Annotated in this window: 12 protein-coding genes; 10 read left to right on the top strand and 2 right to left on the bottom strand. The window is 57.2% G+C overall.

Annotated features, from left to right (window positions below):
- Window positions 1-439 precede the first annotated feature (439 nt).
- The 6 genes from ACSQ36_RS27195 to ACSQ36_RS27170 all read left to right on the top strand — a co-directional run bounded on the left by ACSQ36_RS27195 (window position 440) and on the right by ACSQ36_RS27170 (window position 12,150).
- Window positions 440-4,873 carry a chemotaxis protein CheB gene (locus ACSQ36_RS27195; RefSeq protein WP_436184363.1) on the top strand — a complete coding sequence of 1,478 codons (4,434 nt, stop codon included), beginning with the start codon at window positions 440-442 and terminating at the stop codon, window positions 4,871-4,873.
- Between the two features lie 613 nt (window positions 4,874-5,486).
- On the top strand, window positions 5,487-5,768 hold the full coding sequence (locus tag ACSQ36_RS27190; RefSeq protein WP_436184362.1) for a hypothetical protein: 282 nt from the start codon (window positions 5,487-5,489) through the stop codon (window positions 5,766-5,768).
- A gap of 346 nt (window positions 5,769-6,114) precedes the next feature.
- Window positions 6,115-7,098, top strand: coding sequence for a zinc-dependent alcohol dehydrogenase family protein (locus tag ACSQ36_RS27185; RefSeq protein ID WP_436184361.1), 984 nt, complete (start codon window positions 6,115-6,117; stop codon window positions 7,096-7,098).
- A gap of 271 nt (window positions 7,099-7,369) precedes the next feature.
- A complete protein-coding gene (locus tag ACSQ36_RS27180) occupies window positions 7,370-7,804 on the top strand; it encodes a thioredoxin family protein (RefSeq protein ID WP_436184360.1) in 435 nt (144 codons plus the stop codon).
- 164 nt (window positions 7,805-7,968) lie between these two features.
- Window positions 7,969-8,766 (top strand): PRC-barrel domain-containing protein, encoded by a 798-nt coding sequence (locus ACSQ36_RS27175; RefSeq protein WP_436184359.1) that lies wholly within the window; start codon window positions 7,969-7,971, stop codon window positions 8,764-8,766.
- A gap of 171 nt (window positions 8,767-8,937) precedes the next feature.
- Complete coding sequence (locus ACSQ36_RS27170; RefSeq protein ID WP_436184358.1) at window positions 8,938-12,150, top strand: HAD family hydrolase; 3,213 nt, start codon at window positions 8,938-8,940, stop codon at window positions 12,148-12,150.
- Between the two features lie 78 nt (window positions 12,151-12,228).
- Here the strand turns inward: ACSQ36_RS27170 and ACSQ36_RS27165 are convergent, their stop codons facing one another.
- The gene (locus ACSQ36_RS27165; RefSeq protein WP_436184357.1) at window positions 12,229-13,002 is read right to left on the bottom strand and encodes a Crp/Fnr family transcriptional regulator; all 774 of its coding nucleotides are present in this window, start codon (window positions 13,000-13,002) and stop codon (window positions 12,229-12,231) included.
- Between the two features lie 108 nt (window positions 13,003-13,110).
- Window positions 13,111-13,770 carry a BON domain-containing protein gene (locus ACSQ36_RS27160; RefSeq protein WP_436184356.1) on the bottom strand — a complete coding sequence of 220 codons (660 nt, stop codon included), beginning with the start codon at window positions 13,768-13,770 and terminating at the stop codon, window positions 13,111-13,113.
- A gap of 509 nt (window positions 13,771-14,279) precedes the next feature.
- Between ACSQ36_RS27160 and ACSQ36_RS27155 the strand changes: the two genes are divergently transcribed.
- From ACSQ36_RS27155 to ACSQ36_RS27140, 4 genes are all read left to right on the top strand, one after another.
- Window positions 14,280-14,954 carry an HAD family hydrolase gene (locus ACSQ36_RS27155; protein ID WP_436184355.1) on the top strand — a complete coding sequence of 225 codons (675 nt, stop codon included), beginning with the start codon at window positions 14,280-14,282 and terminating at the stop codon, window positions 14,952-14,954.
- Window positions 14,951-15,073: a hypothetical protein gene (locus ACSQ36_RS27150; RefSeq protein ID WP_436184354.1), complete on the top strand. Its 123-nt coding sequence runs from the start codon at window positions 14,951-14,953 to the stop codon at window positions 15,071-15,073. Before ACSQ36_RS27155 ends, ACSQ36_RS27150 begins: the two co-directional genes overlap by 4 nt.
- Before the next feature lie 91 nt (window positions 15,074-15,164).
- Window positions 15,165-15,266: a DUF3077 domain-containing protein gene (locus tag ACSQ36_RS27145; RefSeq protein ID WP_436184353.1), complete on the top strand. Its 102-nt coding sequence runs from the start codon at window positions 15,165-15,167 to the stop codon at window positions 15,264-15,266.
- 346 nt (window positions 15,267-15,612) lie between these two features.
- On the top strand, window positions 15,613-16,083 hold the full coding sequence (locus ACSQ36_RS27140; RefSeq protein WP_436184352.1) for a hypothetical protein: 471 nt from the start codon (window positions 15,613-15,615) through the stop codon (window positions 16,081-16,083).
- Window positions 16,084-16,163 lie beyond the last annotated feature (80 nt).

The following is a 16,163-nucleotide window of genomic DNA, read 5'->3' as shown; positions in this document are numbered from 1 at the left end:
AGAAGACGCCTTTCGGAGCGGCGGCGGTGCACTGGATTCGTTTAACGGGAATTCTCCTTTGAGGTCCGAAAACGCGACAGCGCTTAGATAGGCGAGTACGATTGTTAAATCGAATGCACACGCTGTTACGTGGATAAAACGCGCATAAATTCCCTGAATAAACCGTTCGGGCCTGATTCGTGCGCTAGCTAAAGGGAAACTAAAGGGAAACTCGTGGGGAACCCGATTAATTTCCCCATTGGCCTCATTATTCTTCGATCTTCATACTAAAGAACGCATTAACCGCTACTTACAAGCGAACCTGCTGCGGCGTGCCTCTGGGGCAACCGTCGAATGCCCTGCATCTACCCACTACGCCCGCTGACCGGCTTGCATTTGTAAGCCGGGAAGACTCGAGGAGCGCTGGCCGCTTCGATGCAATTCTCTCCGGATACACAAAATGCCTGCAAGTCTCGTCCGTCAGGCTGGCCTCTCTCGACCCAGGTCGAAGCGCAAGCCACTTTCAGACGTTGATTCCGCCTCTCCAGGCGACGGCCTTTTTGTCGTCGGTGTCGGCGCATCGGCGGGCGGACTCGACGCATGCCGTAAGCTTGTCGAAGCGTTGCCGCCAACCACCGCCGCAGCATGGATCTTCGTCCAGCACCTCGATCCGGCTCACGAAAGCTTATTAGTGAGTTTGCTTGCCGGTCATACACGGATGACCGTCGTGCAAGCGGCAGACGGTATGTTGATCGAGCGGGAGCACCTTTATATTATTGCCCCGGGTACCTATTTATCCGTTGCCGGCGGAATGTTACGCAGTTCCATTCCACAAGCACGTCACGGCGCGAGGTTACCCTTTGACTTCCTGCTTCATTCACTCGCGAAAGAGTACGGCCCACAGGCAGCGTGCGTTGTCCTGTCCGGAACTGGCGCGGATGGCAGTCTCGGTCTGAAGGCGATCAAGGAGCAAGGCGGAATGATCATTGCCCAGGATCCGCACGAAGCGGGATCTGACGGAATGCCACTGAGCGCGATTGCCACTGGCGCAGTGGACCTGGTGCTGCCGCTAGCAAAAATTCCGGAAGCGCTCATTGAACACCGGCGACGAATTCCAGGCCGCGACGCGGTTGACAAGAGTTCGAGCCAAGGCGCCGGGCCGGTCTGGCTGGCTGCGATTATTGAGTTGTTGCGCGCGAGAACCGATCACGATTTCACGCTTTACAAGCGCGGTACGCTGGAGCGTCGAATAGAGCGCCGCCGCGCAATGGCTGCAGTCGAGACGCGCAACATGGCTGCCTACACTGAGGTTCTTGCTAACGACCCTGTCGAACTCGAACTTCTCGCTAAAGACATTCTCATTAACGTCACCCAATTTTTTCGCGATCCAAAGGTTTTTGATCTGCTCGCGAAAACCGTTGTGCCCGAGCTCGTCCGCCTCCAAGCACCGGGTCAGGATATCCGCATCTGGATCGCGGGGTGCAGCACAGGAGAGGAAACCTATTCGCTTGCCATGCTTTTTCGCGAGGAGATTGCGGCCTCGAGGCGCAGCATCAAGCTGCAGGTCTTTGCCTCGGATGCCGACCCCGATGCGCTTGCGAAGGCTCGCGAAGGTCTATATCCAGAAACCATCGAGGCAGATGTTTCGCCCATTCGACTTGGCAATTTTTTCCTCAAGGAAGGCAGCAACTACAGGGTATCGCCCGATCTGCGCTCGATGGTGGTGTTCACTGTCCATGATGTGCTTGTGGACCCGCCATTTTCCCGGCTTGACATGGTCTCGTGCCGCAACCTGCTTATTTACCTGAATCCCGAAGCACAGATAAAGGCCGTGTCCCTTTTCCACTTCGCATTACGCGACGGCGGAATTCTCCTGCTAGGAAGTGCTGAGACGGTTGGAAAACCCGACGGCCGCTTCGAGATTCTTTCGAAGTCAGAGCGCATTTATCGGCATACCGGTCACGGCAGGTCGCACGACGTCGGCTTTTCGATGAACTCGGCCAACGCTGTTCGCATTGCGTCCCGGCAAGAGCAGGGCCACGCCGTTTCGCGCCAATCCGCAATGGCAGAGTTATGCAGGCGGCTGGTCATACAGTCGCATGCGCCTGCCACCGTCCTGATCAGCAAGGATCATGAGTGCATCTATTCCGTCGGACCCACCGACCGGTATCTGCACGTCGCGTCAGGTCCTCCTACTCAGGACATCCTCGCAATGGCCCCGCAGGATGTGCGCAGCAGGCTCAGGCTCGCCATTCAGCGTGCGAAGCAGGGAAATACACGTGTTGTGGTGGCGGGGGGCACGACGATGCAAAACGGCAGCGTGGTGGGTTTCAAGCTGGACGTCCAGCCTGTCTCGAGTGATGGCGAGGAAATGTTCCTGGTTTCCTTTGTCGACGACCCGCATCAGGATCACCATGACAGGAAGGCCATTGCTATCGCGCCTGAGGACGTGCCTCGAGTTGCAGAGCTCGAGAGCGAGCTCGATGCGACGAAAGCGGAACTCGCCAATGCGATTCGAAGCCTCGAGATAATCAGCGAGGACCATAAGGTGGTCAACGAGGAGGCGTTGTCGGTTAACGAAGAATACCAATCGACTAACGAAGAACTGCTGACGTCAAAAGAGGAATTGCAAGCGTTGAACGAGGAGCTGACGGCACTCAACAGCCAGCTACAGGAGACGCTGGAACGGCAGCGCACGACGTCCAACGATCTTCAGAATGTCTTGTATAGCACCGAGGTAGCAACGCTTTTCCTGGATATGCAGCTCAATATCCGCTTCTTTACCCCTGCGACGAGATCGCTGTTCAACGTTCTCCCAGGTGACATAGGCCGTCCCCTGCGGGATCTCAGTTCACTGGCCGCGGATGATGATCTTATTGCCGACACACGAACCGTACAGGCGACGTCTGTTCCGTCCGAACGTGAAATTCAGGCGCAAACCGGTATCTGGTTTATTCGTCGGATCTTGCCGTACAGAACCGAGGACAACCGCGTGGAGGGCGTTGTCATTACATTTACGGACATCACCGAACGCAAGTTGGTAAAGACCTCGTTGAGGAAAGCCAAACAGCTTGCAGACCAGGCCAATAATGCGAAGTCACGATTCCTGGCTGCGGCGAGTCACGACTTGCGCCAGCCCCTGCAAGCGCTTGTGCTGCTGCAAGGTTCCCTCGCGAATGCGGTTGAAAGCGACGTCGCGAAGAAGATGGTCGAACGTCTCGAGCATATCCTGAGCTCAATGTCCGGCATGTTGAACGCATTGCTGGACATCAACCAGATCGAAGCCGGAACCGTTCATGCGGAGCTGGTCAGTTTTCCGATTGGCGAGCTCCTTGATCAAATGAGGGACGAGTTTAACGATCGTACGTTGCCGTCGGACCTCACCTTCCGGGTTGCTCCCTGTCGTCTCTTGATTAGAAGCGATCCGCATTTGCTGATGCAGGTGATTCGTAACCTGCTGTCCAATGCCTTCAAGTACACCAAGCGGGGGCGCGTGTTGTTAGGTTGCCGCCGCCGAGGCGATAAACTGCGCATCGAAATCTGGGACACAGGCATTGGCATTCCGAACGATGAGCTAAAGGCAATATTCGACGAGTACCATCAGTTGAACAACGCAGCGCGTGAGCGCAGCCGGGGCTTGGGTCTTGGTCTGTCAATAGCGAATCGTCTGGCCGATCTTCTTGGCGATCAAATTACGGTACGTTCTCAGCCCGGCAAGGGCTCCGTGTTCGCGATAGAAGTCATGCTTGGACCGCTCGAAACGAGTGCGCCTCCGAAGCACGATGATGAGCGTATAACCGAAGTTTCAAGGCCCGAGTCGCACGCGCGCAACGGCTCGATACTCGTTATAGAGGACGACCCTGAAGTACGCGACCTGATCGGATTAATACTCAAGGCAGAGGGTTATAACGTAAGGACAGCATCGGACGGTGTCGAGGGATTGGAACTCGTGTTTCAGCACGTCATTCAACCCAACCTTATCCTGGCGGACTACAACCTGCCGGGCGGCATGAACGGCCTCCAGGTTGTTGCCAGCGTTCGAAAAATCGCTCGTTGGGAAGTCCCGGCGATCATCTTGACGGGTGACATATCGCTGGAGACACTGCGCGACGTTGCCCAGGGTAAATGCCTGCACCTGAACAAGCCGGTGAAGGTTAATGATCTCATCAAGGCGATCGAAGGTCTCATGGACACTTCGCTCCATTCAGTGGCGCCGCAGGCTTTAGTGCCCGTGGCGCGGCCGGCGGGACAGGCGTCGTCCGTCGTGTACATAGTCGATGACGACCCGCATATCCGCACGGAAATTCGTCAGACCCTTGAAGACGACGGCCGCACCGTTGAGGATTACGGGTCTTGTGAGGCTTTTCTGGAAGCCTATAAACCGGGGAGGGAGGCATGTCTTCTGGTCGATGCCTATTTGCCCGGTATGAAAGGAGTCGATCTGCTCAAGCTATTGCATGGCAGGGGCGACCGCTTGCCGGCCATCATGATCACGGGCAATAGTGACGTTAGCGTGGCGGTACAGGCCATGAAGGAAGGCGCCTCGGATTTCATTGAAAAGCCGATAGGCACAGCCGAGTTGCTCGAAAGCGTGGGACGCGCGTTTGAACAGTCGGTGAACTCGCAAAAACTGCTTGCCTGGCGTGAGGCGGCGGCGAATCACATCTCGGGCCTGACGCCAAGACAACACCAGATAATGGATCTCGTGCTTGCGGGATGCCCTAGCAAAATCATTGCGGCGGACCTCGGCATTAGTCAGCGTACGGTCGAGAATCACCGGGCGTTGATCATGAAAAAAACAGGCTCGAGGTCATTGCCGGCGTTGACGCGCCTCGCGCTTGCGGCGCAACTGGCGCAGACCAATGGTGTCGATGAACCGCCTTCCACCGGATAGAAAGGCTCGCCTCCGGCGCGAGCGAAAACCCGTCTGCCGGTCTTATTTCGGGCCGCTACGCTTAAGCGCTACTCTCCGAGGTTCCAGCATTTTCTGCCCACGCAAAAAAAGTGCTGCAAAGAATAGCGCTGTCATGCCACCCAAAACGCCCCAGATTGGTAGTGCCATGGCAATACTCCTAGTGTTATGACTATAGGGTGACGCGTTCGTACGCTATGAGGCAGCACGTCCGTCGACGAAAGGGGCGAAAATTATCCGTGATGATCGGATCAGTTTCATCTAGTCAATGTACTCCGTAAAACATTGCCTGGCAGGATCGGAAACTACTCAGTTAGTGAAGACCAAATCGTGTGAAAACCACCCACCCACGCAAGGCGTTTTATTCACCCCTTCCTCCAAAGAATTATTCAGCAGTCAAATCTGCACTCGAAAACCGTTCATCCACGAGCGACTTGGAACATCTGCCTGAGTAGTTTCCGAGTCTGCCTTTGCCGTGTGCTCGGCGCTATTGTGAACATGAGCGCGTAGAAGTTCGCGGGGGCGTGATTTCTCAGATTTACGCCGAGCGGCTGAGGCACAACATAGCGCGGCGTGTGGATCTCAGGAGGCTGTCATGGAAAAGCAAACTTTTACCGCGGAACAAATTCGTCAGGAGGTGCTTGGACGCTTGAATCAAAGAGCGCCCGTGCCCGGAGAGCATTCGGAGACGTCCGTTCCGTTGCCGATAGCCCATTTGCCCGATGCTGAGGAGCGGAACTGGGATATAAAGCACGAAGGTCAAGACCCGCGCACCGGCTACGTTCGTCGGGTAATTGATGAAGCACGACGCGATTTTTTGTTATCGGATTCCGCCGAGCGCGACGAGATACTGGGAGACTCTTTTGCTCATGGTTGAGGCAGGAATTTTACCGGTCACATCGAGAAGATCGAAGAGACCTGACGGCTTAAAAGCGGTGCGCTTAGCGCTATCCGCGCATTTTCAATGGCGTCGAGCGACGCTCCGGGGGGGGGGGCCTGCGCAGAATACGCGGTGTGGCTGACCTGAGCCGGAAATCAGGGTGCCTGGATTTAATCATTAGAATAACGTAGATGATTATCAGATCTCCCTGAGAATAATTGGAGCCGCTGGTGCTGGATTTCACGAGTCGTTAAGTGCTGCGCATTGCCAGCCTCAGGCTTTAAATAGCCGTCAAACATGCAACCAGGCCACGTTGCTCAAGGTCATGCAAACGGAGAGATCGATGCATGCAATGGTGCTGAACAAGATTGGTGGTGCGCTTGAATGGACCGAGTTCGCCGACCGGGAACCTGGTCCGAACCAGATTCGCGTGAAGGTGGGCGCGTGCGGTGTTTGCCGCACGGACCTTCATGTTGTCGACGGTGAGTTGGCGCATCCACAAGTTCCCATCATTCCCGGCCACGAGATTGTTGGGCGCATCGATGCTCTCGGGGTAGACGTCGAAGGTCTGCAACTGGGTGAGAGAGTCGGTATTCCTTGGTTGGGTCACACCTGTGGTGTCTGCCCGTTCTGCATCGCGCACCGGGAGAACCTGTGCGACCAGCCATTATTCACCGGGTACACGCGCGACGGCGGTTTCGCCACCGCGACGATTGCGGACTCACGCTTTGCGTTTCCACTCGGCGAGTCCGGCACCGACGAGTCGATTGCCCCTTTGCTCTGTGCGGGACTCATTGGCTGGCGCTCGTTGACCATTGCGGGCGACGGCAAGAACCTGGGCCTTTACGGCTTCGGGGCGGCTGCGCACATTCTGGCCCAGGTCGCTGAATGGCAGGGCCGTTCGATTTTTGCTTTCACGCGTCCCGGAGACCTGGCGACACAAGCGTTCGCCCGTAGCCTTGGTGCAACCTGGGCGGGTGGATCGGACGAAACGCCGCCACAAGCGCTCGACGCCGCCATCATCTTTGCACCCATAGGCGGCTTGGTGCCGTGCGCCTTGAAAGCCGTCCGCAAAGGCGGACGCGTGGTGTGCGCGGGCATTCATATGAGCGACATTCCCGCGTTCCCCTATAGCTTGCTATGGGAAGAGCGGCAGTTGCTATCGGTTGCCAACCTGACGCGCCAGGACGGGATCGATTTCCTGCGTCTGGCGCCACAGATCGGCATTGTCACCAAGACCACTCGATATCGATTGCAAGAGGCTAACCAGGCACTAGCCGATCTACGCGCAGGCCGCTTTGAAGGCGCCGCGGTTCTCGTCCCCTGAGCGGAGTGTCTCAAGACATTAAACGGCGGGTACTACTCAGCTCAATTTGACCCTTGAAACCGCCTTGGCTAATAAGGCCTAAGCCTGCGAGAGCGCATTAGTCGAACAAATTAACCGCAAGTGACCTTGATCTGACGCAAGCCGAACGTGCGTGTTCGGAATATTGTTGTTAAGACGAACTGACATCAACCCGGGACCAGCAACCGGGAACGCCGCCCGAGTGCGAGCGACCAGGGGCGAGCCGTCGTAATGATGAATTGCGGAGTGGAATATGAACAGGCTTTATGGAAATGGCCCCGTTCCGAAAGGGTTTTCAACCCAATCGATCGTGGGTGCCCCTGCACAAATCGCAGTCCACAAACGATCCTCAGGCGGTGGACTGATTTCACTCACCGCGGCCACGTTCGATCAATATGTTGGTGCGTCCGACCTGCCTGTCGTCATTCATTTCTGGGCGCGATGGTGCAGCGTATCGAAGACGATGTCGCCCCATTTTTCCGCCGGCGCGCGTAAGCTCGCCGGGCGGGCATTGTTCGCGAGAGTGGAAACGGACCAGGAAACATCGCTCGCTCGACGCTACGGAATTGAATGTGTCCCCACGCTTGTGCTCCTCAGGAATGGAAGAGAGATAGAACGCCACTGCGGCGCGATGACCGCGGGACAGCTCGATCTTTGGCTGCAGCCGCATCTCCGGAAGACGACCTAGAAAAAGTGTCCTGCCGGCCCTGGAAGATTACTGTTGTCTGAAGATCATCGAGGCTCGGCGGTAGACGATCCACGAAGTGTCGGGGACGCGCGAAGCTTATTCTGATCGTTTCGGCAACCTGGGACCAGGCTTGTTGCCAGCTCTAAATATGGGGAGTATTGAACATGTTGAGAAGCATAGAAAGTCTTAAAGGTAGCGAGGTCGCTGCAAGCGATGGCGTGTTGGGTAGCGTCGATGAAGTCTATTTTGATGACGAGGCATGGGGCGTCCGATATCTCGTTGTCGATACGGGAACCTGGCTCAAGGGTCATCGCGTATTGATCTCACCCTATTCCGTCAAACATACCGACCCGGGCGCGGGCAGCGTGTCGGTGGATCTGACGCGCGAGCAGGTGAAGAACAGTCCGGGCATCAATACGCATCAACCCGTGTCTCGCCGGCATGAGCAGGACTATCTCCGCTACTACGGCTATCCGGAGTACTGGGGCGGGCGCGACTCGTGGGGCATGGGCGGTTTCCCGGTGCTCGGTCCAATGCAGATTGGCCCGGGTACCCAGCCGGAACCATTCGAGCCGGACGAACTTGAGGCCGACGCGCTATCGAAGGATGTGCATCTGCGAAGTACCGAGGCTGTGACGGGTTACCACATCGAGGCGCGTGACGGGAGCATAGGTCACGTGTCGGGTTTTATCTTCGATGACGAGTCGTGGATCATTCGCTATCTGACAGTGGACACTCGAAACTGGTGGCCCGGAGGAAAGACCGTGCTTTTGGCGACTGAGTGGGTTGATTCTGTCGATTGGTTCGGGTCCAGCATTGTCACCGACCTCACACGTGAAGCGATCAAGAAGTGCCCGGACTACGATGATCTGGTGCCGCTGAGCCGTACCTACGAAACGGCGCTGCACACGTTTCATAGCAAAGACGGATACTGGACGAAAGGCAACAGTGCTTCGCGGTGAGGTGACCCTTGACGCGACGCCTGACATGACTTCCTACGAACGACGGATGAGACTCGATCTCGTGAAAATGTTGAGCGATCATTCGTTTCAGGGAACAGGTTCGGTGCGGCACAAGGCTAGCGGTCCGGTGAAATCGCCGGGACCGTCGGCGATTTGCGTCATCGGATCCGTATGATTTCCTATCCGGTCGTCACGCTGTCGCCGCGGGATTACGACGCCGTCCTGTTCGATCTGGATGGTGTACTGGCAAAGACAGCACACTTGCATGCTTGTGCGTGGAAGCAGGTTCTGGAGGACGTGCTTGCGCAGCAGGAGGCCCATGCGGGTGTGCCGTCCATTCCCTTTGACATTGATGCGGACTACGCGCGCTATGTGGAGGGCAAGTCGCAAGAGGACGGCATTGCGGGGTTCCTTGCGGCGCACGAGATCCATTTGCCGATCGGCTCACCGGATGACGGGCCCGAAGTCGAAAGCAAGCGCTCATTGGGTCCGCTGGAAAGCCATTACTTCCGTCAGAATTTGAAAGCAGACGGCGTCGAGCTTTACGACGCCTCTATCGAGTTGGTGCGCAAACTGCGCGCGCTGAGTATCAGGACCGCCGTCGTATCCTTTGCCGGCAATTGCTCGGCAGTGCTGGAAGCGGCGGGTATTACCCAGCTTTTCGACGTGCAGGTGGACTGCCTGGAAGCTGATGGCGGCGCCCCGAATTCCACGCCGGAACCAGATCCCTGGCGAGATGCAGTGCGACGCCTTGGCGCAGACATTTCAAGAGTGGCCGTAGTCAGTCAGTGGATCGAAGGAATAAATGCTGGTCATGCTGCCCGGTTCGGGTGCGTCATCGGCGTTGATCGAGGTGGGCGCACGCAGGAACTGCGCGACGCGGGTGCTGATGTCGTTGTCACTGACTCGTCTCAGGTTCAGGCAACGGCTGCGCCGCCTCCCGAATGGTCACTGGTATTCACGGGTTTCGAGCCCGCTCATGAAGGCGTCAGGGAAACTTTGTGTACCTTGGGCAACGGCTACTTCGCAACTCGTGCGGCCGCGCCATGGAGCATGGCCGACGACGTGCATTATCCGGGGACGTACCTCGCGTGCGGGTATAACCGGTTGCACACCGGCATTGCCGGAAGAGTGGTTGAAAACGAAGACCTCGTTAATCTCCCCAACTGGCTGGAACTCAAGTTTCGCATTGGCGCAGAGGACTGGTTCGACATACGAGCCGTGACAGTCTCGTCCTACCGTCAGGAGCTTGATCTTCGTCGCGGCATGCTCTTGAGGTCGATATCATTCGAGGACGCCAAAGGGCGCAGGAGCACGCTTGACGAGCGTCGCTTTATCTCAATGAGGGATATGCACCTGGGAGCGCTGGAGCTTACGCTGACCGCCCACGATTGGTCGGCGCCGGTCACCGTGCGCTCGGCCATCGACGCACGCGTTGTCAACAGCGGTGCCAAGCTATACCGCAATTTCAGCAACAAGCATATCGAACCGCTAACGGCGGAAGTCGTCGGGATGGATGGCATCGCCATGACCATACGCACGAGTCAGTCGCATGTGAATGTGACTCAAGCGTCGCGTACTCGGGCGGTGCACCACGGCAAGGTGTTGGACCTGCCACGGCGAGTGATCGAAGAGTCGGGGTACATTGGCCAGGAATTTTGCGTGGATCTGGCCCAGGGCGAGTCGCTTGTCGTCAATAAAATTGCCGCGCTCTATTCGTCGCGCGACCCGGCTATTTCGGAGTGCGGATTTGAAGCGCGCAAGGCGATTGCGAGAGCAGGATCTTTCGATGAACTCGCGGCCGGTCACGCGTTGACGTGGAAGCACCTGTGGCGGCGTTTCGACGTGCGCATTGAGCCGGCGGACCCAAGCTTCAAGTTGAACGTGTCCATGTTGTTGCGCTTGAACATGTTTCATCTTTTGCAGGCCGTGTCGCCGAATTCCATCGGCCTTGATATCGGCGTACCGGCGAGGGGTTGGACGGGAGAAGGGTACCAGGGGCATATCTTTTGGGACGAGTTATTCATTTTTCCGTTCTTCAACTATCGCTTGCCGGAAATCACGCGGTCGCTGCTCATGTACCGCTACCGACGCCTTGGGGAGGCTCGCGCGGCTGCCTCCGCGGCTGGCTATGCGGGCGCCATGTTCCCCTGGCAGAGCGGAAGCGATGGCAGCGAGGAAACCCAGGCTTTCAATCTCAACCCGCGCTCGCAGCATTGGGTGCCTGACAACTCTTACTTGCAGCGTCATGTAGGCAGTGCAATTGCGTATAACGTCTGGCAATACTTCCAGGTGACGCACGACGTCGAATTCCTCTATGCACACGGCGCGGAATTGATCCTCGATATTGCCAGGTTCTGGTCGAGCATCGCGAAGTTCAACCCGGCGCGTGGGCGTTTCGAGATCCACGGTGTGCTTGGGCCGGACGAGTTCCACGATGGTTATCCTGGGTCCACGGCGCCCGGCGTCAACAACAATGCCTACACGAACGTCATGGCGGTATGGGTGCTGCGGCGAGCCCGGGACGTGCTCGATCTGTTGCCCGAGATGCTTCGCGCCGAGCTGATGATCGACCTTGACTTGACGGCCAGCGAAATAGACCGCTGGGACGACATCAGCCGGAAAATGCTCATTCCATTTCATGATGAAGGGATCATCAGCCAGTTTGAGGGCTATGAAAAATTACGCGAACTTGACTGGGATGCCTACCGTGTTCGTTATTCGAATATTCAGCGGCTCGACTTGATCCTTGAAGGCGAGGGTGACAGCGCCAACGGCTACAAGCTTTCGAAACAGCCCGATACGCTGATGCTGTTCTACCTGTTTTCCGCCGAAGAGCTCACTGAACTATTCCTGCGCCTTGGATACCCGTTTCCGAGCATCACTATTCCGCGGAACGTCGACTACTATACGGACCGGTCATCGGATGGCTCTACGTTGAGCCGGGTCGTCAACGCATGGGTGCTCGCGAGATCGGATCGGCCACGATCCATGCAATTCTTCGCTCAGGCGCTGCAAAGCGACGTGGGTGACATCCAGGATGGCACCACCGCCGAAGGCGTTCACCTCGGGGCAATGGCCGGAACGGTCGATATCGTGCAGCGCGTCTGGACCGGTATCGAGATCAAGGATGACCTCTTGCGGTTCAAACCGCAATTGCCGCTTGATATTGAGTACCTGGAGTTGCGCATTCGCTACCGGGGGCACTCGATCGATCTAAGGCTCGACCACGAGACGCTGACGCTGCATGTCCATACCAGCGTTGCTGCCCCTATCGCTCTGCTCGTTGGAGAAGAAAAGTATGAGCTGCAAAGCGGCACGACGCGGGAGTTTCCATTGACCGCAGCGGCAACGGACTGTGCAACGGCGGAGGCGGCCCAGTGAGCTTCCAGATGGAAAAGCCCGCTCGCAGTTTCCGGTTCACGCAAACTCGGCCGGCGGAATCTCGTATCCGGTAAGGTGCTATACGCGTGACAGACCGAGACGGTTGACGATTCTGATCTGCTTGCCGTGGGTATCGACGAGACCTTGTTTTTTCAACTTCGAGAACATCCGGCTCACCGTTTCCAGTTTGATTCCCATGTAGTTGCCCATTTCTTCCCGCGTCATGCGGAGGTTAAAGTCGACCGGCGAGTACCCTCGCGCCTTCATCCGGTCCGACAGGTCGAGAAGAAACGCTGCTACGCGCTGTTCCGCGGACATTGTTCCAAGCATCATCATGTGAGCGGACTCCCGGACAATTTCGCCGCTCAGCACGCTGTAAAAGTGGTGCTGGATTGAACTGACCTGGTGACACAGCGAAGCCAGAAGCGCAAAACGGATGACCGATACTTCGCTGTCTTCGAGCGCAATTGCGTCGCAGTTGTGGCGCTCGGTGCAGAGGCCGTCAAGGCCAAGCACCTCCCCCATGAACTGAAATCCGGTTACCTGTTCCTTGCCGTCGCGGTGAGTGATAACAGTCTTGAAGCAACCGGTGCGCACCGTATAGATACTATCGAATGGATCATGCGTACGGTACAGTGCACTCCCGCGCTTGACCTTGCGCGTCGTGCATAGGATCGATTGCAAACGCGTGAGATCCAGCAGAGTAGCGCCCTTCGCTACCGGAACAGCAGGAGCCGCGTGGTCGACGCGGCTCGGCAGGTAGTGCGGAAAAGCGGCTGATTGGCTGCGGGACTGCTGGCCCGACGCGGCCGGTGCGGGATGTGTTGCAGGGTTGAGTTGAACGGCAAGCATGATCGGCTCCTGATCCCGGATAGAATATCCGCAAGAAACTTCTATACAGTTAGGAATACGATATATTTTTACGCGATATTCCCGGTTCGCATGCAGCCGGCGACTTCTTTACAGTGCAATGGTCAGGTCGTTCTCCACGGCGGATGCGCCGGGAGCGGACCAGGCGATTGCGACTGCCAGATCCCGGTCGTGCGGCGTGCGCACGGTCCCGGTCAGTCGCACTGTTGCGCCGTTTGCCGTTACCGTAATGTTGCGTGCGTCGGACCACGAACGATTCAGCGCGTGCATGAGGTCGCCACGCACCTGTAAGACGTTGATGGGGGCCCTGAGCGTAATCTGGTTCGTCACGCCGGTTACGCCGAGTAGCCGTCGAACGTCCTGCACGGCAGCCTCTCTCTGGAAGTGCCAGTCCACTTTCCCGCTAAGCGTGATCCAGCCGTCCTCCACCTTCACCCCAACCGTGTCTCGCGGAACCGAGACATCCCATGCAAGCCTATTCACGATTGCCGCTGCTATGTCGTCGTCGCTGCGCTTTGCATCGAAGGCAAGCCGCACCTCGACATTATCCACCACCGCCTCGACTCCCTTGACGCGTAGGGCAGCGGCCTCGGCAGCGTGTTTTTCCGCGAATGTTTCTACATGCCCCATCAACGTCACGATGCCCGCGATCGCCGTGACACCAATATGTGCAGCGATCACGCTGGGTTCCCAGGCAAGCTCGGAAAGAACGGCCTGTTGTAATTCGCTGTCGTTATAAATGACTGCCATGATGTCTCCGGGATGAGCAAGCAATAGGTGCGCAAGGAGAACGGCAGGCGGGAAGCGCGTCCTGCCGGCGGACACGCTCTTCCGGGCAGGCCCTTGCGCAACGATAGATGGTTTGATCTTGATGCTTCCGATGATAGGAGGTTGAAAGCGGGTCCGATAGACTCGGAAACTACTCAGCTTGATGTGCGCGATGTGCGTCTGTCGATGGCGGTGATTGCCCGGACGCACAGATTTTTTCCATCACTATTTTTCCGAAGGCGATTGACTCGCTCTGAGTATTTTCCGAATCTGCCTTCGTTGGCGTTTACGTCGGATACTGGGATTTTTGAGCCGATCTTATGGAGCTTGGATATGCGTTCAACTCGGTATGTTAGTCACGATACGGTTGGCGCTGACAACGCATCGGATTCCGCCACGTGCGCCTTCGGCATGGTTCGAGCATGACCCATAGCACACAGCCGATCTCCGCCTCACCAGGGCCCCGGATCTTATCGGCGGGAATCTTTGACGTGGACGGGGTCCTGCTTGCCTCGCCTCATGAACGCGCGTGGCGTGAAGCGCTGGGAGACCCGGCCGATGAAGCTCGGTTCACCACGGCTATGTACCAGTCCCAGGTCGCTGGCAAACCTCGCTTCGCCGGCGCTCTCGCGGCCTTGCAGGCGCTGGGGCGGCCCGATGCTGATCAGCAGGCCGCAGGCTACGCTGAGCGCAAGCAAAGACGACTGGAGGAACTGATACACGCCGGGGCAGTGAAGGCGTTCCCCGATGCGCTGCGCTTCGTTCGGGCCGTCATGGCGTTAGGGTGGCCCATGGCCGTTGCGTCGTCGTCGAAGAACGCTAATGAGATGATGAAGCGCGTTCGACTGGACGCGGACCATAACCTCCTCGATGTCTTCGCATCGAATGTCTGCGGCCGGGATTTAAAGCAAGGCAAGCCAAACCCGGAAATCTTCCTCCTGGCCGCTGCGGATTTGCCGGCCGCACCTGGAAACTGCTTCGTGGTGGAGGATTCGCCAGCGGGTATCGAAGCCGCGTGTGCCGGTGGAATGACAGGGCTAGGCGTTGCCCGGCTTCATGATGCAGCCTCGCTCCGGGCTGCAGGGGCGAGCCTGGTTGTGACCAGCCTCGACGAAATTTCCGTTGAAGAACTTGCGCGTGGGCGGCTTTGCCGGCGCGCGCCATGACCGCCGCTGCAACCCTCGCGGGCGTGTTGACTTCAACGGACGACTGCGACTGGATCATCCAGGAAGCCGGATACGATCCGCTACGCGAAGGAGGGATCACGACTCAACGTCGCCCTTGATGTGTCGGACACGGGGCTTTGCCCGAGCATATAAGGCCTTCGAGCTAAGCCGTGTACGGGCGCTTTTGGTTGCAATGAATTCCGATAGTCGATGATCTTCCTGCCGCAAGACGGCAAACACCCGACAAAGTTGATACAGATCAACGCTCGGGTGCCAGTGCGTGATGCAATGAAAAAAGCGAGCGGTTTCTAACCGAGCGGGGTTTCGCGCCGCAACGGGAATTGGAACCGAAAGAGAAATACGCGTCGTTCTAAAAAATGCGTGGCAGATTATTTTGAACTACTTATTGAAATACGGCTGCATGAACTGCTGCGACTCCTGGCTCGAACATAACAGCGCTAACCGTCTTGCTGCCGGAGCCGCCGGCTTATCGGCAGACCATCGTCACCGGTGCCGGTTCCGTTCTTGATCTGGACGAATCGATGTTTCAAGCGACCCGGCTCAACAGGCGTAAACCAATGAATGGATTCAGCGGTATCTGCTACGAAGATTTGAGACCTGGCGTTTAACGATTGGCTCGACAATGCCCGGGAAGACTATGAAACGAAGACTTTTATCGGTGATGGCAGTCGCGAGTCTCGAAGCTTGCACGATGAGCGGATCACCCATGGACAGTCATCGTTACGAGATTGCTTTAGATGAGGCTCGCGATGACGCATCAATAGACTGCGTGGGGCAGGCGGCATGCGACGCAATGTGGCAAAGGACGCTGGAATTCGTTACGCAGCACTCGGTGACGAACATTACTCGATCGAACAAAACCGTCATTGAAACAGCGGAGCCGCATGAATCAGGTGTTCTTTATTTATGGGCGTCGCGTACCCCGATAGGCGATGGCATCGGCAGCTCGACGATTCGCGTCAAAGGCCTGTGCCGCGGGATGTACACGACCGACGGGGATCCCGCATGGATGTATGTCCCATGCGCCGCTTTGATCATGAGCGCAGAAAGGGAGTTTCGACAATTTGCTGCTGGCGCTGCCCCAGGGAAGGGAACAGCCCCTGAGTAGTACCTGGAAGGCGAGAGCGTACTGCAATGGGTCGCGGATCGCGGGTTGACGTCTCACGTCGCGCACTGCCCGCTTGATTA

Origin of the sequence: Caballeronia sp. LjRoot34, assembly GCF_964253815.1 — a bacterium.
Classification (GTDB): domain Bacteria; phylum Pseudomonadota; class Gammaproteobacteria; order Burkholderiales; family Burkholderiaceae; genus Caballeronia.
Note: the sequence above shows the minus strand (reverse complement) of the source record. Positions and strands in the feature narration are given on the sequence as shown.